Source organism: Methanothermococcus sp. (assembly GCF_015523155.1).
Taxonomy (GTDB): Archaea; AGJL01; Methanococci; order Methanococcales; family Methanococcaceae; genus Methanofervidicoccus.
The window spans coordinates 1-20,392 of the sequence record NZ_WAKW01000014.1 but is presented as its reverse complement, the minus strand read 5'-3'; the positions used below and the strand labels follow the sequence as shown (position 1 = coordinate 20,392).

General features: G+C 29.8%; 17 protein-coding genes and 1 CRISPR repeat array. Of the genes, 9 read left to right on the top strand and 8 right to left on the bottom strand.

Annotated elements, in window-relative coordinates:
• Positions 1–12: 12 nt before the first annotated feature.
• Positions 13–381: direct repeats of the CRISPR family, unit length 31 nt; unit sequence GTTAAAATCAGACCATTGATGGATGGAAATT.
• A 132-nt stretch (positions 382–513) separates the two neighbouring features.
• A complete protein-coding gene (locus F7B34_RS02110; protein ID WP_292459985.1) occupies positions 514–1,902 on the top strand; it encodes a hypothetical protein in 1,389 nt (462 codons plus the stop codon).
• 12 nt (positions 1,903–1,914) lie between these two features.
• Here F7B34_RS02110 and F7B34_RS02105 read toward each other — a convergent pair whose 3' ends face one another.
• From F7B34_RS02105 to smc, 6 genes are all read right to left on the bottom strand, one after another.
• Positions 1,915–2,892: a hypothetical protein gene (locus tag F7B34_RS02105; RefSeq protein WP_292459984.1), complete on the bottom strand. Its 978-nt coding sequence runs from the start codon at positions 2,890–2,892 to the stop codon at positions 1,915–1,917.
• Between the two features lie 43 nt (positions 2,893–2,935).
• On the bottom strand, positions 2,936–3,451 hold the full coding sequence (gene thpR / locus F7B34_RS02100; protein ID WP_292459982.1) for an RNA 2',3'-cyclic phosphodiesterase: 516 nt from the start codon (positions 3,449–3,451) through the stop codon (positions 2,936–2,938).
• Positions 3,452–3,455: 4 nt separating this feature from the next.
• Positions 3,456–3,614 (bottom strand): Trm112 family protein, encoded by a 159-nt coding sequence (locus F7B34_RS02095; RefSeq protein ID WP_292459980.1) that lies wholly within the window; start codon positions 3,612–3,614, stop codon positions 3,456–3,458.
• Between the two features lie 8 nt (positions 3,615–3,622).
• Positions 3,623–4,972, bottom strand: coding sequence for an adenylosuccinate lyase (gene purB, locus F7B34_RS02090; RefSeq protein WP_292459979.1), 1,350 nt, complete (start codon positions 4,970–4,972; stop codon positions 3,623–3,625).
• A 224-nt stretch (positions 4,973–5,196) separates the two neighbouring features.
• A complete protein-coding gene (locus F7B34_RS02085) occupies positions 5,197–5,772 on the bottom strand; it encodes a hypothetical protein (protein WP_292459977.1) in 576 nt (191 codons plus the stop codon).
• A gap of 152 nt (positions 5,773–5,924) precedes the next feature.
• Positions 5,925–9,515 carry a chromosome segregation protein SMC gene (smc, locus tag F7B34_RS02080; protein WP_292459976.1) on the bottom strand — a complete coding sequence of 1,197 codons (3,591 nt, stop codon included), beginning with the start codon at positions 9,513–9,515 and terminating at the stop codon, positions 5,925–5,927.
• 311 nt (positions 9,516–9,826) lie between these two features.
• Between smc and F7B34_RS02075 the strand changes: the two genes are divergently transcribed.
• The 8 genes from F7B34_RS02075 (at position 9,827) to purF (ending at position 18,299) form a co-directional block, all read left to right on the top strand.
• On the top strand, positions 9,827–11,128 hold the full coding sequence (locus F7B34_RS02075; RefSeq protein ID WP_292459974.1) for a pyridoxal phosphate-dependent aminotransferase: 1,302 nt from the start codon (positions 9,827–9,829) through the stop codon (positions 11,126–11,128).
• 151 nt (positions 11,129–11,279) lie between these two features.
• Positions 11,280–12,035: a bifunctional fructose-bisphosphatase/inositol-phosphate phosphatase gene (locus F7B34_RS02070; RefSeq protein ID WP_292459972.1), complete on the top strand. Its 756-nt coding sequence runs from the start codon at positions 11,280–11,282 to the stop codon at positions 12,033–12,035.
• Between the two features lie 83 nt (positions 12,036–12,118).
• Positions 12,119–13,330, top strand: a complete 1,212-nt coding sequence (locus F7B34_RS02065; protein ID WP_292459971.1) for a radical SAM protein — start codon at positions 12,119–12,121, stop codon at positions 13,328–13,330.
• Between the two features lie 161 nt (positions 13,331–13,491).
• Positions 13,492–13,707 carry an LSM domain-containing protein gene (locus F7B34_RS02060; RefSeq protein ID WP_292459969.1) on the top strand — a complete coding sequence of 72 codons (216 nt, stop codon included), beginning with the start codon at positions 13,492–13,494 and terminating at the stop codon, positions 13,705–13,707.
• 66 nt (positions 13,708–13,773) lie between these two features.
• The gene (locus F7B34_RS02055) at positions 13,774–13,962 is read left to right on the top strand and encodes a 50S ribosomal protein L37e (protein ID WP_292459967.1); all 189 of its coding nucleotides are present in this window, start codon (positions 13,774–13,776) and stop codon (positions 13,960–13,962) included.
• A gap of 207 nt (positions 13,963–14,169) precedes the next feature.
• Positions 14,170–14,751, top strand: a complete 582-nt coding sequence (locus F7B34_RS02050; RefSeq protein ID WP_292459965.1) for a LemA family protein — start codon at positions 14,170–14,172, stop codon at positions 14,749–14,751.
• A 76-nt stretch (positions 14,752–14,827) separates the two neighbouring features.
• Positions 14,828–16,768 (top strand): DUF2207 domain-containing protein, encoded by a 1,941-nt coding sequence (locus F7B34_RS02045; RefSeq protein WP_292459963.1) that lies wholly within the window; start codon positions 14,828–14,830, stop codon positions 16,766–16,768.
• A gap of 160 nt (positions 16,769–16,928) precedes the next feature.
• Positions 16,929–18,299, top strand: a complete 1,371-nt coding sequence (purF, locus tag F7B34_RS02040) for an amidophosphoribosyltransferase (RefSeq protein ID WP_292459961.1) — start codon at positions 16,929–16,931, stop codon at positions 18,297–18,299.
• A 164-nt stretch (positions 18,300–18,463) separates the two neighbouring features.
• Here purF and hisS read toward each other — a convergent pair whose 3' ends face one another.
• Both hisS and F7B34_RS02030 read right to left on the bottom strand, forming a co-directional pair.
• Positions 18,464–19,702 (bottom strand): histidine--tRNA ligase, encoded by a 1,239-nt coding sequence (hisS, locus tag F7B34_RS02035; protein ID WP_292459959.1) that lies wholly within the window; start codon positions 19,700–19,702, stop codon positions 18,464–18,466.
• 144 nt (positions 19,703–19,846) lie between these two features.
• Entirely contained in the window at positions 19,847–20,128 is a 282-nt protein-coding gene (locus F7B34_RS02030; RefSeq protein WP_292459958.1) for a metal-sulfur cluster assembly factor, read from the bottom strand.
• Positions 20,129–20,392: the final 264 nt, after the last annotated feature.

Here is a 20,392-nt window from a genome sequence, read left to right as displayed (position 1 = left end):
GTAGAGATGTACGTTAAAATCAGACCATTGATGGATGGAAATTTCAATTAGGAGATGGGGCAGTGTTGTGGAGATGAAAGGTTAAAATCAGACCATTGATGGATGGAAATTATATTCTTCTTGCCTGAACTATTCGCCGAAAGCCAGTTAAAATCAGACCATTGATGGATGGAAATTTAACGATTGACGAGTTATTGGACATAGAAGAAATGACGTTAAAATCAGACCATTGATGGATGGAAATATATTTATACACTTAAATATAAGATATTGCGAATAAAAGTTAAAATCAGACCATTGATGGATGGAAATTGTTCATCTTTATATAATTCATTTTGAACAAATGGATAGTTAAAATCAGACCATTGATGGATGGAAATTTTTTTGAGGTGAAATAAATGATAAAAAAAATATTGCCTAATTTTATTATTAAGTTTTTTATTATTAGTATTAATTCTTCCAGTTAATGCAACAAATAGTGAATGGTCTTTCATTAAATGGACTTCTATTCAATTGAATGGTGGGAATTGGATTGTAATTAATAACAATAATATTTATCAATACAATGGAACTTTAAACAATATAACTCCAAAGTATATACACATTGCCTATCTAAATAAAACTTACTCTAATGATGAGATTAATAGACATTTTGGATATTTATATTACAAGGATAGTTTTATCTTAGGAAATAAAACTTATGTTGTATGTAATGCTTGGGATGGATACTGTATTGGTAAATTGGATATTAACAATAGGACTTTATATTTAGGTAGTAGAGCTCCTCTTGGAGAATTTTACAATCTAAAAAGTAATAATAATGAGGCTTTGGCATGTTTTAATAATAAAGAAGGAATGGGAGCAAAGCCAATATTAATTGAATTAAAATATAACACATCTTCTAATAACTTGATATGGGTTGGAGATAATTTTTATGGATTAAGTTTAGGATTAGAAAACTATTTATTTAAATATGTTAATCACTCTAAGAACTATTACTCTTACGAATTTAATCCACAAGATTATTGTTTTGATTACAATTCAAAAGACAGATATTGGCTTATTTATACTAATGGAGTTTTTTCAGTTGTTTATATGAGAAATGATACCAGTTTAAAGTATGTAGATAACAATATAGTGTGCTTTGTGAAATACAACGGCAATTTTTACGATTTTAAAAAATTTAATCATTCATTATCCCAAATAGTTTATAATAAATATGGAAATTACTGGATGGGAGTAGGTAAGGATAAATTATATCTTTTAGATGATAACCTAAATGTAATAAAAACCATTAACATAAATAAAAGCATATATGAAATTTTTCCAATAGACAAAGACGATATTTATTTAATCTACCCCAAAAAGGCTGTTGTGGGAATTTGGAAAATAGAAAAGGTTAAAGTTAAAAATAATATTACTAAGGAAATTGTTGAACAGTATAAGCGGTATAACAAAACACCTCCTCTTTATTTTACAGAATATAAGGAAGTAAAGGTTGGAGAAAAGGTAGTGGATATCAAAGATTTACCAAAATTAGAAAGTTTAGACAGTAATATAAAAAGTAATTATAATTATGATATTAAAAACTACATCTTAGGCATTGAAAAAATTAACTTAAAAAATGATGGAGTTATTGAAATAAACACAAGTGATTTAAATCCTATAGATGTGGGATATAATGGAAAATACTTTATGTTAATTGGAAATGATTCATCATTATATATCTTTAATAATGAAACTTACAAAAAATTAAATTTAAATGAATTAAGGAAAAATATCCAAAATTCTAGTGATAATAACAATAAAAAATCTGAAAATAGAATGATAAGTTATTACTTATATGGGGTTATAATAATATTTATATGTCTTGGGTATATTTTATGGAAAAAATTAAGTTAATTTTTTTAAATATTAAAGAATGCTTATGAGGATTATAAAAAATATCGATATAACTACCCTCATAACTGTGGATATCATCATGAGATTTATTCCATCCTTAACTCCATATAATCCAATATAATATGGTATCAAATATCTAATTACAGTTATGCTGGATAGAACAGAACCCAATAATAAAGCCCTTATGGCTTGAATACTATTTATGGCGTGTTTATCCAACAACGAACCTGCCATAGTGTAGGCCGCTATACTGTTTATCATTGAGGTTATGGAAATGGTTAATTCTTCGGTGGAGAATGGCAAAAACATTATTATATGATTTTTAACATATTCAGTCATATAGTCAAAAACACCTATTCTAATTAAAAAAGAAGTTATTAAAGAAGCTATAAATATGGTTTTTATTATGGGCAGAGATGTTTTTATGGTTTTATAGATTACCTTTTTAAAATCTTTATATATTTTAAATAAATCCTTCTTATCCTTCTTATTTCCCATCTTACCATTTTTTAGAGGGGTTTGTAAATATAGTTCTTTCTCAATAATGTCCATATTTAATTTTTTTTCTTCTTTATTTACTTTTTTTATTGTTATTTTTCCAAGTAGGGCAAATATAAGTGTTGCAATTAACCCGATTAACACCATAATAATAAAATAAATTATTCCCAATATACCCATAGTAGCAAATAATGTTGGAACAAGGGAATCCCAATGTTTTAATACCGCTGGAAATGCATCCATTAATGAGGCTATATAGAGCTCCTTCTTGGATATTTGATTATTTTTATAAAAATCTATAAGCATAACATTTGCAGCTCTTGGGTCGATAAATGCTAAGGTTATGGCCAATCCGCATTCTTCTGGAAGATTTGCAATTTTGGTAAATATTGCACCAATAAATGATAATTTATTAATTATATTTAGCTCCACAAATATTTCTGCTATAAATAGACCTACAAACAATCCAGGTATCGAATATTTTAAAAACATATATGTAAGAGCCAAAACAGAAATAATAAATTCCTTCCATAATTTACCATTTTTTAATTACTTCATATATAGGACCTTCTCTTGTTAATTCGCTCTTCATCAAAACGATATTTTTAACTTCAAGTGTGCCGAGCTCTACATGTTTATACTTATCAATTTTACTTTTTAGCAGTTTTTTATCTTTGGTAAATTTGACCCTTCCAATAGTGATGTGTGGAACATAATCTTTTTCTTTTTTAAAGCCCAGTTCTGAAAGTTTTTTGTCAATTTCTTTAAAAACAGGTATTAAATTGGTGGCACCTATCCATATTACTCTTATGTAGTTTTCGTTTGGAAAAACACCCATATACTTTATATGGCTTTTAACTGGTTTAATGGATAAATCTAAATTTTTTATTTTTTCCACCATTTCTTCGTCAATATCTCCTAAAAATTTAACTGTTATGTGGAAATTTTCCTTTTCAACCGGTTTTATTCCGTCTATTTTAAAGCAGGATTTTAATTCTTCAAGTTTTTCCTTTATATCCTCATTTAATTCAATTGCTAAAAAGCATCTCATAGTTTCACTTTTTTAATAATATAGGTATATTATCCACTATTTCAAAGGTTTTTTTGCATTTTTTACAAATTAATGCTTCCTTTCCATTCTTCTTAATTAGTTCCAAATCCCCCTTACAAAAAGGGCATTGGAGGATGTGTAAATAATCATCTATCCAGCCCATATTCTTCCTTATTCCTTGTTTTTCAATGTGGTAATTACTTCATCAACGATTTCAGGAGCAAGACCAATGTATGTTTTGTAGTCAAATAATTCGTCGAGCTCAGCCTCAGCTAAATATTTCATTACCTCTTCATCTTCACTTAAAACTTCTTTTAAATGTCTGTTTTCGTCATGAGCCTTCATTGCACACTTCCTTACAACTTCATGAGCCGTCTGTCTTCCCATGCCCTTTTTAGCAAGGGTAATCATAACTCTTTCCGCCATTATAAGTCCTTTTGTTAATTCAAGGTTTCTATTTACATTCTCAATATTTACTGTCAATTTTCTCATGCCTTTAATTGAGAGGTTTAATATATGGTCTAATAGAACGCATGATTCTGGGAATAAACATCTCTCTGGTGAGGAGTTTGTTAAATCCCTCTCTTCCCATAGTGGAATGTTGTCAAATTCAGCAAGAGCATTTGCTTTAATTACTCTTGAAAGCCCACAAATCTGTTCAAATGTAATTGGATTTCTTTTATGGGGCATTGTCGATGAACCGGTTTGTTTTGATGCGTCGAATTCTTCTTCCAGTTCTTTTATTTCAGTTCTCTGCATGCTTCTTACTGTGACACCTATTTTGTTAAGAGTTTGGGCAATTAATGCAAGGGTTGCCATAAATTCAGCATGTCTGTCCCTTTGAATTACCTGATTTGATATTAAAACTGGATTTAATCCAAGTATCTCTCCAACTCTTTTGTGGATTTTTATACCGTCCTTTCCAAGAGCTGCCATTGTTCCAACAGCCCCTGTAATCATTGAAACGCATAATCTTTCTTTGCATACTTCTAACCTATCCATATGCCTTTGAATTTCAGAAGCCCAAAGTGCAAACTTCATGCCGTATGTTGTAGGAATGGCATGCTGTCCGTGGGTTCTTCCAATACATACTGTATATTTGTGTTCCTCTGCCTTTTTAATTAATTCATCTCTTAATGTTTTTAATTTATCCAACAATATGGCAATGGCATCTTTAAATTGGAGTGATTGGGATGTATCGACAATATCATTGGATGTTGCACCGAAATGTATATACTCACCTGCGTTTCCTTCGCATACTTCTGCAAATGCCTTTACCATTGCCACAATGTCATGTCTTGTTTCCCTTTCGATTTCCTTTGCTCTTTCCAGTTTTACATATTTTGTTGATGCCTTTCTGTTTATTTCTTCCGCTGCTTCCATTGGAATTATGCCAAGTTCTCCTTGTGCCTTTGCGATAGCTGCCTCAACTTCAAGCATTTTTTGAAGTTTTGTTTCTTCTTCCCAAACTTCTTTCATTTCCTTTGAACCATATCTAAAATCAATTGGATGTACTGCCATTTTTTCACGCTCTTTATCTTTTTTTAAGTGAAAAAATTCGAAATCTTTGGTTTCGTTATTTTTTCGACCTCCGGGAGAAAAAATATAAAATCTTTGATTTTATGTATTTTTTTACCGTTGATTTTTATATCATTTTCTTTTTAAATTATTATATATTATTTTTCTTTATTTATGTTTTTATTTCACAATGCTACAATTTTATTCTTAATATTTTTCCTTATTTATTAAGTTATTTCATTTAAAAAATCCTTAATAATATTTTCAAGTTCTTTACTATATTTTAAAGCATTGGCATTATTTGGTTTTTTCTTTATTATTAAATAAATATACCCATTGTTCTTTTTATATCCTTTAAACTGTTTCCATGTCATTGCTCCCTTACTCTGATTATAAATAATCCCTTTATCACAGATAATAACATTTTTTAATGTTGGTTTTGAACCAAATTTGGTTAATAGATTTGGCTTTCTAAATATTGTGAATAATATAATAAAATACAAAAGAATTACCCCATGAAAAAATATCTCCGCCATAATTTTATGGATTAGTCCCCAAATTATTCCAAAAATATCTGCCATTATGCCAATTATAAATATCGTAGCAAAAAATTTATTTGTGAAAATACTATTTTTTAAATTATATTTTAAACTTTCAAAAGTATCCATTTTTGCTTCATACAATACTTTCCACGAATTTTTGGCTTTTTTATATTTTTTATATACTGGATAGAATATGATAATAAGCAATATAGACCAGAAAGGAATAATCGCAAACAAAACTATTTTTAAGAAATCATCCATATCCCCACCAAAATTAATTATTAATTATTTTTAAATAATTTTAAATATATTATTATACATCCATATATATGCTATGGAGCTCCTCCTAAATTACCCCTTCAAATTATTACTATCATCCCTTCAATTATCATGATTATCATGATGATTTAAAATTACAACTTTACACCTACAATCCTACTCAATCCATCTTCCATATAAACCCCATAAAGCGTATCTGCCTTACTTATCATCTGCTCTCTGTGAGATATTACCACAAATTGAGATTCCTTTGAGGCATTTTTAATCATATCCCCAATAAGTGTTGCATTTTTTGTATCAAGTGCCGCATCAACCTCATCAAGCACATAGAACGGTGCAGGCGTTAATCTCTGAATGGCAAAGAGGAATGCCAGCGCAGTTAAGGATTTTTCTCCACCACTCATCACATCTAAACTTTGAAGGCTTTTGTTTCTCGGTGAGGCATCGATTAAAAGCCCTCCTTCAAATGGATTTTCAGGATTTTCTAAACTCAATTTTCCAGTTCCTCCAATGTCCTTATATATCTCCTCGTAATTTTTGGCAATCTTTTCATATACTTCCATAAATACCTCTTTCTTCCTCTTCTCAACCTCTTCGATTAGTTGGAGGTATTTTTTCTCATCTTCTTCATACTCCTTTCTTTTATCAAATAACTCTTTATACCTTTCTTCGATATACTCGTAATCCTCAATAGCCCTCATGTTTATTGGTTCAAGCCTTTTTATACTATTTTCAAGTTTTATGACATACTTTTCCAGCTCATTTATTTCCATGGCACTTATTTTATTAAATATTTCATCAGACACATCTTCGATTTTTTCACATAAATAAAGTTTTTTCTCTTCATCTTCCAATCGAGTTTCGTATTTTGCTTTATCAATCAATAGTGTGTTTATTTCCTTATTAATACCGCCAATCTTTTCAATAAGTTCTTTTTTGTTATTGTTTAGTTCTTCCATTTGCTTTTCATACATTGCCTTTTTCTCAGTGAGCTCTTCCAAATCTTTGGTGAGCTCTACATATCTATCCTTCTTATCCCTCAACACCTGCACATTTTTTTCAATATTGTTTTTGTAAAATTCTATATTTTTTTGGAGCATGGCTATTTTTTCATTTAATTCTTTTATTTTTTCAGTAGTTTCCGCCATTTTAGGAATGAGGACTTCTTTTATAAGAACTGCATTTCGTTTTGTGTCATTTTCCAGCTCATCCTTCTTTTTGCTAAGTATTTCTATTTCCCTCTCCACATCCCTAATCCTTTTTATAAGTGTGGAATCCTCGTATGATTTCAATTCCTTTAATACCCTTTCCCTCGTGGATATTGTCTCATCGATTTTATTTTCAAGGTTTTTTATTTTATGCTCTAATTCTTCTTTTAAATCTTCCAGCTCTTCCAGTTCATCCCCAAGTTTTTTATTTATCAGCTCAATTTCTTTTATTTTTGTGTTATTATTTTTAATAATATCCATTTTTCTGTTTTCATTTTCCTTTATCAGTCGCAATTTATTCTCCAATTCCATTTTTTTGGCGGAATATGTGTTTATCTTTCTACTAATCTCATCAATCTTGTTATTTATTCCATCAGCACCGTTTAATTTATTTTCTATTTCTTTTAACTCATTTGCAAGTTTTTCAAGCTTTGAAGTGTCTATTTCAACCTTTATATTTGAAGACCGCCTGATACTTCCTCCAACCATAGCACCAGAAGCCTCCACAACATCCCCTTCAAGAGATACGAACCTAACTTTATATTTTTTTGAAAGGTTCTTCGCAGTTTCCAAATCCTTTACAATAATGGTATTTCCAAACACATAATTGAATATGTTTCTGTATTCCTCCTTAAATTCCACCAAATCAACAGCCCTTCCAATTATACCCTCCTCATTTATGTGCCGGGGCTCATTCCCCCTTATTCTATCCATAGGTAAAAATGTAGCCCTTCCAAGTTTGTTTCTTTTTAGATATTTTATCGCCCGAGCTCCGTCATCCATCCTCTTAACTACGATATGATTTAACCTTCCTCCGCCTGCAATTTCAATTGCTGTTTTATATTTATTTTTTGTTTTTCCGAGATTTCCAACAATATCCACAACACCGGGAAGCTTAGCATCCAATATGCTTTTTATTGTGCTATTCACATTGAAATTTTCCATCTCCTTTAATGCCTTAATTTTTGCATTTTCTTTGGCGTATTCTGAGTATAAATTATCCCTTCTATTTTGGAGCTCCTTCTTCTCCTCTTCATATTTTTGCAACTGCTTCTTTGAAAATTTTAGTTCCACAACAACATCTTCAAGTTCCTTATAAAGAGTTTTTGTATCGTCGGTGTTTTTATTTATTAAATTAAGTTCTTCTTTTAGTTTTTCAATAGTTTCACTGTTTCGTTTTAAATCAAAGGATTTTTTATTTATTTCCCCATCTATATCGTTTAATTCAGTTCTTAATTTATGTAGTTCCTTTTGGTATTCATTTAATCTCTCGGAAAGCTTTCTTTCTTGCTGTTTGAGTATGTTTATATGAGTTTCACTTTTCTCCACAGATGATTTTAAGGAGCTCCTTTCATCTTCCAAATTTTTTATGGTTTCTTTGATGGATTTTATTTCCCTTTCCTTTTCCATCGTTTCTTTTCTTATATTGTTTATTTTTACCCGAGTTTCATTTAATTCCTTTTCTTTACTTTCTAACTGAGTTTTTGAGTTTTTTAAATCATCTAAACTATTGTTCAGCTGTTTTTTATCATTTTCAATATTTAATTCAAGTTCCTTTATGGATTTGTGGAGCTCCATCACTTCCTCGTTTCCCTTTTCCTTTAATTCATTTATAATATTTTCAAGCTTATTTTTTAAATTAAGTATTTCACCATCTATATTGTGGATATCGCCCTGAAATTTTTCCTTTAATTCTTTTAAGGCATTAATGTTTTTTTCAGTATCTTCCAGCACTACTTTTAGGAGCTCTACTTTTTTTGAAGTAAGTATGTATTTTGTAGTTTTCAATTCCTCGCTTAGTTCTAAATACTTCTCCGCATCATCCTTTTCTTTTTTAAGTTTTTCAAGGTTTGCTCTTACTTCGTTTATTCTTATGTCTATTTTTTCAATATACTCCCTAGCTTTTTCCAGTTCTCTTTGTGATTTTTCCTTTTTTTCGTCATATTCTGAAATTCCGCTTATTTCATCAATTACCTTTCTCCTTTCCCTTGGAGACATCTCAATTAATCTTATGAGGTCTCCTTGAAGAATAATATTTAATCCATCCCCACTTAATGAAATTCTGTTGAATATATCTATTATTTGAGATTTTTTCATTTTTTTTCGCTTTTCTACTAGCTTGTCGTTATTTCCATATTTTTCGTTATTTTTTTTATTTTCTTTATTCTTTTCATACCATATTAAATAATAATTATTATCTCCCTTTAATTTTACCTTTCTCGATATTCCAACTTTATCAGAATCTATGGGGATCTTTCTATCGGTGTTATCAAAAAACAAAATCACTTCTGCATAATCCGCTCTTTTGTTTTTGTGATAGGTAATTAACTCATTGAATTTCCCTGCCCTTAATGATTTTGCAGAGGTTTTTCCAAGAACAAAACATATTCCATCTATAATATTTGATTTCCCTGAACCATTTGGACCCAGTATGGCAGTAAATCCAGAAGGTATTTTTAATTTGGCGTTTTTAAATGATTTGAAATTTTTTAAATGAATCTCGGATAAATGCACCATGTTTTTCACCAATTAATAAGTTAAATAATTAAATAAATTTATTATTATTTAAATTTTTATATAATAAACATTAATATGCTATTTTCAAAAAATATATAAAAGATATTCATCTCATAATACCGCTCTATTTTAATTAAATAACCGAAAGTATTATATACTATAAGCTTGTTTTTTCTTAAATACATTTAATTTTTTTAAAGGAAGGTAATAAATAGGGCTCTATTTAACATACATAGAAATAGTAAAAAAATTACAATAAAAATACAATAAAAAAACAAAAAAATAAAATACAATAAAATAAATGTGATAGGATGAGAACAAATATTATACACGAAGGAGCAACCGAGCTCACCTATGAAATAAGAGAAATTGTTGAAGTTGCAAAAAAAGTGGAGAGCTACGGAATAAACATAACATGGGAGAACATAGGAGACCCAATTATAAAGGGAGAGAAGGTTCCAAACTGGATAAAAGAGATAATTGCAGAAACGGTTATGGAAGATGATTCATATATATACTGTCCAACAAAGGGTCTTTTAGAGACTAGAGAATTTCTTGCAGAAGAGAACAATAAAAAGAACGGAGCTCAGATAACAGCAGATGATATAATATTTTTTAATGGGCTTGGTGATGCAATTACGAAAATATACGGATTGTTAAAAAAGGAATCAAGAGTAATCGGACCTTCACCAGCATATCCAACCCATTCATCAGCAGAAGGGCTACATGCAAGATGCCCACCCCTTATGTATAAGATGGATGAAAACAACAACTGGTATCCAGATATGGACGATTTAAGAAATAAGGTGAAATACAACCCCGCAGTATCTGGAATATTGGTAATAAATCCAGGGAACCCAACTGGTGCAGTTTATTCAAAAAAGGTATTGGATGAAGTTGTAGATATTGCAAATGAATATGATTTGTTTATACTATGCGACGAGATATACCACCATTTAGTTTATAATGGCAAAAAGCACATATATTTATCGGAAGTGATAGATGATGTATGTGGAATATCACTAAAGGGTATATCAAAAGAACTCCCATGGCCTGGTGCAAGATGTGGATGGATGGAAATATATAACGCAGATAAAGACCCAATATTTAAAAAATATGTTGAAGGTATCTGTAAATTTAAGATGATTGAAGTATGCTCTACAACCTTACCTCAGAAGGTTATACCTAAGATTATGAGCAACCCTAAATTCCATAAATATCTGGATGAAAGGAGAAATTACTACGAAAAAGCTTCAAACTTTGCATACAATAAATTAAAACCTATTGATGGACTCATCGTAAATAAAACAAACGGTGCCTTTTACATGGGGGTTGTATTTGACGAAGAATATTTAAATGATAATCAAAAGCTAAAAATAGAAAACCCCGAGCTCAGAAAATATGTTGATGAAATATCAAAGGGAAAACCTCATGATATGAGATTTGTTTATAATCTGCTGGCATCATCGGGTTTGTGTATTGTTCCGATGTCATCCTTTAACTCTAAATTAAACGGATTTAGAACAACACTTCTTGAAAGGGATAAAAATAAATTAAAATGGACTTATGAAATCCTTGTGGAGAAGATAGAAGAATATTTGAATAGTAATTGATATTTACAATAGCAATAGAAAAGAAACTTCACCAATAAATTAAAAAATTTTTTTATTAAATATTATTTTAAGTTTGATAAATATTATATTTTTATATTACAAGTTATTTTTTATTTTTAAGAATTAAAACCATTAAAATGAAGGAGAAAATATGAACTGGAATGAGCTCGGATTGAAAATTGCAAAAGAAATTGAAAAAGATGTAATGCCTTATTTTGGTAAAAAAGAAGGAGCCAAAATTGTTGGATACTCTCCAAGTGGGGATACTACCGAATTAGTAGATAGAATAAGCGAAGATATTGTTTTAAAATATTTAAAACCATTAAATGTTAATATTGTGAGCGAGGAAATTGGAACAATAAATAATAACAGTGAATGGACTGTGGTAATCGACCCAATAGATGGTTCCTTTAATTTTACAATAGGGTTTCCGTGTTTTGGCTTTTGTTTTGCAGTGTTTAAAAATAACAATCCCTATTATGGTTTAACCTATGAATTTTTAACAAAAAACACCTATGAAGCATTTGCCGGGAAGGGAGCATTTTTAAATGGGGAAAAAATCAAAGTAAAGGAATACAATGAAAAAGAAGCCGTAATAAGTTATTATTCAAAGAAAAATTTAAATTTAATCGGAAAGGTTAGGCGTGTAAGGATTATGGGAGCATTCGGCATTGAGATGGCATATGTTGCAAAAGGAGCTCTCGACGGTATATTTGACATAAGACCTTATGTTAGAACAACTGATTTTGCATCTTCCTATATTATTTGTAAGGAAGCTGGGGCAATAATTACCGATGAAAATGGGCATGAATTTAAATTTAATCTAAATGCAACGGATAGGTATAATATAATTGTTGCAAATGATAAAAAATTGTTGAATATGATTTTAGAAGAAATAAATAAATAAAATATATAATTATAATCATAAACAAAAGATTATTATAAATAAAATATTAAATTAAAAAATAAATAGAATATTAAGGTATGATTATGGATATTGAAGAATTACAAAGAAATTTATTTAAAAATATTAAAAACCTTCCAGTTGGATGCCAATACTGCATAAAAGGGGAAAAGCTCGTTTTATTCATTACTGGATTATGTGGTGAAAACTGCTTTTACTGTCCAGTTTCAGAGAACAGAAAAGAAAAAGATATTATTTATGCAAACGAACGGAAAATAAACTCAGTTGAAGAAGCTATTGATGAAGCTCACCTATGTGGAAGTAAAGGGGTTGGTATCACCGGAGGCAATCCCCTGTTAAAAATAGAACGAACTTGCGAATATATCAGAGCTCTGAAAAATGAATTTAAAGATTCAAACTTTCACGCTCATTTATACACAACACCAACTCATTTGGATGAAGATAAACTAAAAATGCTTAAAGAGGCAGGGCTTGATGAAATAAGGCTCCATCCTACAAAATTCTTCAACAGATACAGCAAAAAAGACTTTGATAGCGATGAGTTTAAAAACTACATGGATGATTTTTTAAATAAGTTAAAATTATGTATGGGATATATAAAAGATGTGGGTGTAGAAATCCCCGCAATACCAAATTATGAAGAAGAGATTGTTTATTTAGCGGAAGAATTGAACAAAATCGGTGTAAAGTTCTTAAACATTAACGAATTGGAATATTCGGAAACCAACTATGATATACTGAAACAAAAGGGATTTACAGAAAAAAACGATTTTGCATCGGAGATTTTGGGAAGTGAAGAAACTGCCAAAAAGGTAATTAATTATTTCGAAGAAAAAAAGAAGAAGGAAGAGAAAAAAAATAAAAACAGTAAATTTAACCTTATTATTCATTACTGCCCTTCTGCTTTAAAAGACGGCATACAGATGAAAAATCGACTTATAAATAGGGCAAAAAATGTAGCAAAGGATTATGATATAATCACTGATGAAGGGCTAATATTGAGGGGCATAATATCCTTTAAAGATTTGGATGATATCAATGAAATAGTTGATATGTTGGAGTATAACGAAATTCCTTATGAAATAAACGGCAATAATTTATATTTAAATCCTTATGTTTTGGAGGACTTAATTGATGAATTAAAAAATATGAATTGCAATATAAATTTCAGTGCCTATATTTCTGAGAGATACCCAACAAGCGACGGGCTGGAAGTGGAAAGAACGCCGTTAATTGTTAAAAAACGAAGTTTAAAAAGCATAAGAAGACATATATAAAAATAGGAGAGGGATATAATGCATGAAGAAAATGAATAAATTATTTTCTCTATACTACATTATATTTATCGTTATATATTGGAAACTCTTATATATTAGAAGTGGTTAATAATTTCTAAATCTTAAATACATTATTTATTTTTTAATGAGGTGTAATAAAAATGATAGATACTCAAAGACCATTGGATGCATTGGGTAAGTCAATAAACACAAATGTAGCTGTTCATTTAAAAGATGGAAATATGGTAAAAGGTAAATTAAAAGCCTACGATTTACATTTGAATGTAGCACTTGAAAATGCAAAATTTGAAAGTGATGAAAAAGAATACCAACTCATTGTTATAAGAGGAGACAATGTATTGTTTATATCATTATAATCATAAAATTTATAAAAATAATTATTATTAAATTAAATAAAAATAAAATAAAACACGGTGAAAAAAATGAGTAAAGGAACGCCTTCCCAAGGTAAACATAACAAAGGTTCAAATCATATAATATGTAGAAGATGTGGAAGAAGAGCATATCATGTTAAAAAGAAAGTCTGTGCTGCATGTGGATTTGGAGCAAGCAAAAGAATTAAAAGATACTCATGGAAATCCAAAAAAGTAAATGGTACAAGAGTAAAATAAACAATGAAACATGATTAAAAATCCTTTTTTATTTTATAATTTTTTTATTTTTTCATTTATTTTTCATTTATTTTTATTTTCTATTTTTTTAAATAATTATAATTTTTTTATATTATTATACAATATTAACATTATCATTAAATACCATAAAATATTTTATATTTAAACATATTATAATTTAGAATATTTAACATGGGGAGGTATATTATGATATTGTTAATTTTAGGGATATTCATAGGCGGAGTAATTTTAATTCTACTGATTATTTTGATTATATATGTTGCAATGATATACAATCGATTTAAAACCCTTAAAAATGGGGCAGAAGCTACGCTTGGTCAAATTAAAGTAGCACTTAAAAAAAGACTGGATATGATAAATCAGCTTGTTGATAGTGTTAAAAGCTATGCTTCATTTGAAAAAGAGACTTTAACAAAAATAACAGAGCTCCGAAGTAGTGTGTTAAGAGCTCAATCTACCTCGGAAATACAGGATATAGATAAACAGTCAAGGCAGATATTGGGCAATGTAATGGTTGCAGTTGAGAATTATCCAGATTTAAAAACTTCATCCACCGTAATGGAGCTCATGAATGCCATCAAAGATATGGAAAATGAAATAGCACGACATAGATATACATACAACAACATAGTGCAGGAATACAACACAAAAGCCGATGTTATTCCCTCAAACATTGTTGCAAACATGTTTAACTTTAAAAAGATGAATTATTTAGAATTTGAAGAAGGGGAGAGGGAACTAAGTCAAAGACCAAAAATAGAATTCTAATACTGCAAAAATACAAAATAAAAAATAGAAGTAATAAAAATAATTTTATTTTATATTTTATTTTTATTGGGATAATATGAGGGAAGAAAAACAGTTGTTTATAGTATTGATTATAATGGCAGTTATTGGTATATTGGGAGTAGCTTTAAGCTTAGGCAGTCAATATCTACCCTCACCATCTTTCAGTTCAATAGAGGTAAATTCCTACAATGCCAAGCTCATATTGGATAAAAACATATCTCTAAGGGAAACTTATAACTATCAAATATATGAAAATAGAAAATATAGGATGCTTTATAGGGATTGGAAGGAGCCTTTAATTTGTGGTTGCAATATTTCCAAAGTTGAAAGTATCAGAGCTCCTCATGATTATAGTTATAATTATCTTTACAGTGAAATAATTTCCCACCCTCACATAACCTTGCTTAATTTAAGTGCATCCAATAATGATATGATTGGCTATGTGGTGGAATACGATGGAACATTATATGCAGATACTAAATCCTCCGAAGCATTAATGGATATAAAAAGCTTAGTAGTCCAATACAATGTAATAAACGAAGTAGGATTTTATAATCCCAATAGATACAACTCAGGGGATTATTCAACATCCTATCTATTCAACATATACCCTCCGATAGAATACGATAATACCATATCCCATTTAAATCTAAAACTTGCAGATGAGCATTTCCCATATAAAAAGGTAAATATCCATGTGGTAGATAAAAATAATAATATTTTAAATTTATTTGTGCATCCAGTAGGTTTTAAGGTATCAAAAACAGAGGATGGATATATAATTACAGGTCATAGCCCCAAAAACGGATTAATAGAATTAGAGATGCTTTTAAAACCAGAATCTGTTGCAGGATACTACAATTATGTAGATAATGTTAAGGAAAAGACCTTATCAGCAAATAGCAGATATTTCTTAATAAACAAAATATTGTCAATAATAAAATATTTGTTTTCCGTAATGGTTGTAATCTTTCCATTGATAGCATATATCTTTTATAACAAATACGGTGTAGAAAAGAAATACATTGTTCCTAAATATTTAAGCTATGTTCCAAACAAAAATAGAAAACCTTGGGTTGTTAATTTAATATTCAATGGAAAGTTAGGTAAGTTTGAGAAGGAGGGATTTTATGCCACGCTTTTAGACCTTCATGATAAAAAATATATCAAAATATTATCAGGAGAATCAAACAACGACATTAGTATAGAGATACTTAATAGGGATTTATCCAATTTAGATAACTATGAAAAAAAGGTAATGACTTTCTTAATAAGATACTCGAAGAATAATATATTTAAACCTTCAACAATTGAGGCAATAGCCTTAAAATATAAACATGATATGGATGAAGTAGGAGCTCAGCGACTATGGAATGAAGTTAATAGCATCATGAGCTCACCTACATCATCATATCGTATTAAGGAATATATGGATAATACTGGAAATATAATAATATGGGCTTTACTTGCCTGTTCGGTGATTGTAGCATTAATATCATTTGGACTTTCCTCAGGAGATTATAGTATATTATATCCTGATACCTCAAATATATTCCATTTATCTCTAATATGGGTTATGCAATGTATTGTATTAATTATAGCCCCTAAAACTCTATTTGGCAAATGGAAAAAGGATTATTATAAAGAAAAACTTGAATGGGAATCATTTAAGAAGTTTCTATCTGATATTGCCATGATAAAAAAATACGCTCCTCAGGATATAGTGATGTGGAAAGAATGGTTGATATATGGAACTGCCCTTGGTGTTGGAAGGAATGTTGAAAAGGCGTTGAAATCATTAGATGTTAAATTACCTGAAAATACGCAAGAGATGATATATTATTATCCTCTAATATATTATTCCTTCGGCTCCATGCATTCCTCAGTAAATACTGCATATATTGCCACCACAAAACCATCCGGCGGAACTCCGGGAATGGGTGGTGGATTTGGTGCAGGTGGTGGATTTGGAGGTGGAGGTGCAGGAGCTCGATAACATATTATTTTTTATTCATAACTTATTTTTTATTTTTATCTTCTATCCACAGTTAATCTTTAAATATTAGGTTGCTAAACTAATAATATTAATTTTATTCATAACCTATAATATTAATATTTTATAGCATTCTATAACCATTACTTTAAACTGTGATAAAATGTGTGGAATATTCGGAATATATTCTTTTTCAGATAAAGATGTTGCAAGAAAGATATATTATGGTCTTTATGCTTTACAGCATAGAGGTCAGGAAGGAGCAGGAATTGTAGTAAGCAATGGACATGAATTGTACTCCAATAAAGGATTAGGATTAGTCCCCGAGGTATTCAATAATGAAAATATCCAGCTTCTTAAAGGACATATTGGAATAGGTCATGTTAGATACTCAACCACAGGGAGCTCAGTAATTGAAAACTGCCAGCCGTTTATAGTAAATAGCTCACTTGGGAATTTGGCAATAGCCCATAATGGAGATATTGTTAATTCCCATATTTTGAAGGAAGAGCTGGAAAAGCAGGGGCATATATTTACATCATCAACAGACTCCGAGGTTGTGGCACACCTCCTTGTAAAGGAGCTCCTAAAAACAGAAGACATTATTCAGTCAATAATAAATGTTTCAAAAGAGTTAATTGGAGCATATTCTTTAATTATATTATACAACAACACACTTATAGCCGTTAGAGACCCAAATGGTTTTAAACCATTATGCATTGGAAAGGATGAGAATAATTTTTATATTTCATCAGAAAGCTGTGGCTTAGATGTAGTTGATGCCGAGCTCATAAGGGATGTTAATCCAGGAGAAATTGTAGTAATCAGTGATAAAGGTATTGAGAATTATTATGTTTCAGATGATATCTCATCAAAAAAGGCATCAACATGTATGTTTGAATATGTTTATTTTGCAAGACCTGATTCAGTAATTGACGGTATCAGCGTATATAATGTAAGGCGAAACATTGGCAAAATACTTGCAAAAGAAGAACCTTGTGATGCAGACATAATTTCACCTGTTCCAGATTCGGGAATAACCTCGGCAATAGGATATTCCGAAGAATTGGATATTCCATATTATGAGGGTTTAATAAAGAATAGGTATGTGGGAAGAACATTTATACTCCCCACTCAAGAAGAGAGAAATTTGGCAGTTAGATTGAAATTAAATCCTGTTAAGTCCATATTAAAAGATAAAAGAGTGGTTTTAATTGATGATAGTATCGTTAGAGGAACAACATCAAGAAGAATCGTAGATATGGTTAGGAAGGCAGGGGCAAAAGAAGTCCATTTAAGAGTAGGTTCTCCGAAAATAATATCCCCATGTTTTTATGGAATAGATATGCCCACAAAGGAAGAATTAATTGCCAGCTCAAAATCTGTTGATGAAATAAGAGATTATATCCATGCCGATTCTTTAGGTTATTTAAGTATTAAAGGTTTAATAAAGGCAATAGGTAGAAAAAATCTATGTCTTGCATGTGTCTCAGGCAACTACCCAACTGATATATCGCTTAAATTTAAAGAATAAAATTTTTTATGTTAAAAGATTTTATATAAACATTGAAATATAAAAAGGTTATATTCGTAAAAATTCTTTTAGCTTAACCTCATTATATCTTTATATGAAAGTATTGTAAAGTGTAAAAGATACTACACTATAAAAATAAATAAATAAAAAATAAATAATTAATACTACAAATCCTCTAAACCCACGAGCTCCTGCTCACCTGTTTTCATATTTTTCAATGAAACCTTACCTTCGCTGAGCTCCTTCTCACCAACTATAATTACCTTATTAATTCCAACGGTATTAGCATAATTCAGAGCTTTATTTAATTTTCTGTTCATTAAATCAACTTCTACGCTTTTTCCGCTTTTTCTTAATTTATCGGCTATATTTAAACACTCTTTTAAAAGTTTTTTATCTTTTTTAATTGGTATTATTAATATGCTTTCATCTTCAACTTCAAAATCATCAATATTCAGCATAACTCTATCAAATCCATAGGCAAAACCAACTGCTGGTGTAGGCTGTTCTCCAAATAATTCTATTAAATTGTCGTATCTTCCACCACCGCATACTTGCCGAGCCCCTTCCCTCTTTCCGTAGATTTCAAATACCATTCCTGTATAATAATCCAATCCTCTGGCTATACCGAAATTTATTACAATATTATCGTGCTTTACAAATTCTAAGATTTCCTCTAAATTATTCAGTGCTTCAATTGATGTTGGATAATCCTTTAAAACTTCTTTTAAATCAGGTATTACGGATTTATCTCCTTTTGAATTTAGTATTTTAAATATTATATCCTTTAATTCATCGGATGATTTAAGTTCAGAAAGATAATTTTCAAGACCTTCGTAATCCTCCTTATCAATTAACCTTCTTATTTTTAATTCTTCATCCTCTGAAAGCTCGAATTCTTTAAATATTCCCTTTAACACTCCTAAATGACCTATATTTATTTCATAATCCATATTTATTTTATTCAGTCCATCCATCGCCAAATTTATAATCTCTGCATCTGCTATTGGGTATTTACTACCTATCAATTCACAGCCCATTTGCCAAAATTCTCTGTATCTACCCGCCTGAGGGTTCTCGTATCTAAAACAGTTTGCAAAGTAGTATAATTTTAACGGCTTTGGAAGGTTTTTAAGTTCATTTATATAGAATCTTACAACTGATGATGTGAGCTCAGGTCTAAGACCCATCTCCCTATTTCCATGGTCTTTAAAAACAAACAACTGCTTTCTTATATCTTCACCAGTTTTTTTAGATAGGAGCTCGAAGCTCTCAAATGTTGGGGTGTTTATTTCCTTGAAATTGTAGCTATCAAATACAGTTCTTAATTTGTTTTCAATGATTCTTCTTTTTTTCATTTCAATAGGTGTAAAGTCTCTTGTTCCTTTTGGTTTTTTAAACATCATTTCACCGAAAATAAATTTATGATTATAAAATATATAAAAATAATAAAAATAATTATATAAAAAATGTATGCAAAAAAATGATTATTTAGTCATTTGATATAAATTTTATAAATTAAATAAGTAAAAAGGAAAATAAAAAATTTATCCATTAATAATTTTATTTATATCCTCTTCCATCATGTGCCCTTTCACAGTTACCTTTACATCCTTTACCCCTTCAATCTCCTTAACAACTTCTTTTGCCCCCATAGCCATGCCCATTATACTCATACATCCGGGGTTTGTAGGAATTAAATCAAATGAAACATTGTTTTCTTCATCAATTTCTATATTTTTTATTAATCCCATATCTACTATACTTATTCCCATGTGTGGGTCTGCAACTTTTTTCAAAGCATTTAAAACATCGTCTTTTGAAACCATATTTTCACCAAGTTTTATGTTATATAGTATATTTAAAAAGTTAAAATTAAAATTAAAAAAAGTATATATTCTTTTTACAAATAGTCCTGTGAATTACCCCTTCCCTTACGGGAGGGGTTGAACGAAAACCTTTCGGTTTTCGTAGCCCTCGCCCTTCGGGCAAGGCTTCCTGACTCATAGGGGATTCTAACCCAGAGATTACCTTTATATAAGGTATAACTCTGAGTGAATTACTCCCCTCCGTCTTAAAATGGACTTCGTCCA

What these genes read in the sequence shown, in the direction of transcription:
- F7B34_RS02105 (WP_292459984.1), bottom strand. Translation starts at nt 2,892, where the DNA reads ATGTTTTTAAAATATTCGATACCTGGATTGTTTGTAGGTCTATTTATA.
- thpR (WP_292459982.1), bottom strand. Translation starts at nt 3,451, where the DNA reads ATGAGATGCTTTTTAGCAATTGAATTAAATGAGGATATAAAGGAAAAA.
- F7B34_RS02095 (WP_292459980.1), bottom strand. Translation starts at nt 3,614, where the DNA reads ATGGGCTGGATAGATGATTATTTACACATCCTCCAATGCCCTTTTTGT.
- purB (WP_292459979.1), bottom strand. Translation starts at nt 4,972, where the DNA reads ATGGCAGTACATCCAATTGATTTTAGATATGGTTCAAAGGAAATGAAA.
- F7B34_RS02085 (WP_292459977.1), bottom strand. Translation starts at nt 5,772, where the DNA reads ATGGATGATTTCTTAAAAATAGTTTTGTTTGCGATTATTCCTTTCTGG.
- smc (WP_292459976.1), bottom strand. Translation starts at nt 9,515, where the DNA reads ATGGTGCATTTATCCGAGATTCATTTAAAAAATTTCAAATCATTTAAA.
- F7B34_RS02075 (WP_292459974.1), top strand. Translation starts at nt 9,827, where the DNA reads ATGAGAACAAATATTATACACGAAGGAGCAACCGAGCTCACCTATGAA.
- F7B34_RS02070 (WP_292459972.1), top strand. Translation starts at nt 11,280, where the DNA reads ATGAACTGGAATGAGCTCGGATTGAAAATTGCAAAAGAAATTGAAAAA.
- F7B34_RS02065 (WP_292459971.1), top strand. Translation starts at nt 12,119, where the DNA reads ATGGATATTGAAGAATTACAAAGAAATTTATTTAAAAATATTAAAAAC.
- F7B34_RS02060 (WP_292459969.1), top strand. Translation starts at nt 13,492, where the DNA reads ATGATAGATACTCAAAGACCATTGGATGCATTGGGTAAGTCAATAAAC.
- F7B34_RS02055 (WP_292459967.1), top strand. Translation starts at nt 13,774, where the DNA reads ATGAGTAAAGGAACGCCTTCCCAAGGTAAACATAACAAAGGTTCAAAT.
- F7B34_RS02050 (WP_292459965.1), top strand. Translation starts at nt 14,170, where the DNA reads ATGATATTGTTAATTTTAGGGATATTCATAGGCGGAGTAATTTTAATT.
- F7B34_RS02045 (WP_292459963.1), top strand. Translation starts at nt 14,828, where the DNA reads ATGAGGGAAGAAAAACAGTTGTTTATAGTATTGATTATAATGGCAGTT.
- purF (WP_292459961.1), top strand. Translation starts at nt 16,929, where the DNA reads ATGTGTGGAATATTCGGAATATATTCTTTTTCAGATAAAGATGTTGCA.
- hisS (WP_292459959.1), bottom strand. Translation starts at nt 19,702, where the DNA reads ATGTTTAAAAAACCAAAAGGAACAAGAGACTTTACACCTATTGAAATG.
- F7B34_RS02030 (WP_292459958.1), bottom strand. Translation starts at nt 20,128, where the DNA reads ATGGTTTCAAAAGACGATGTTTTAAATGCTTTGAAAAAAGTTGCAGAC.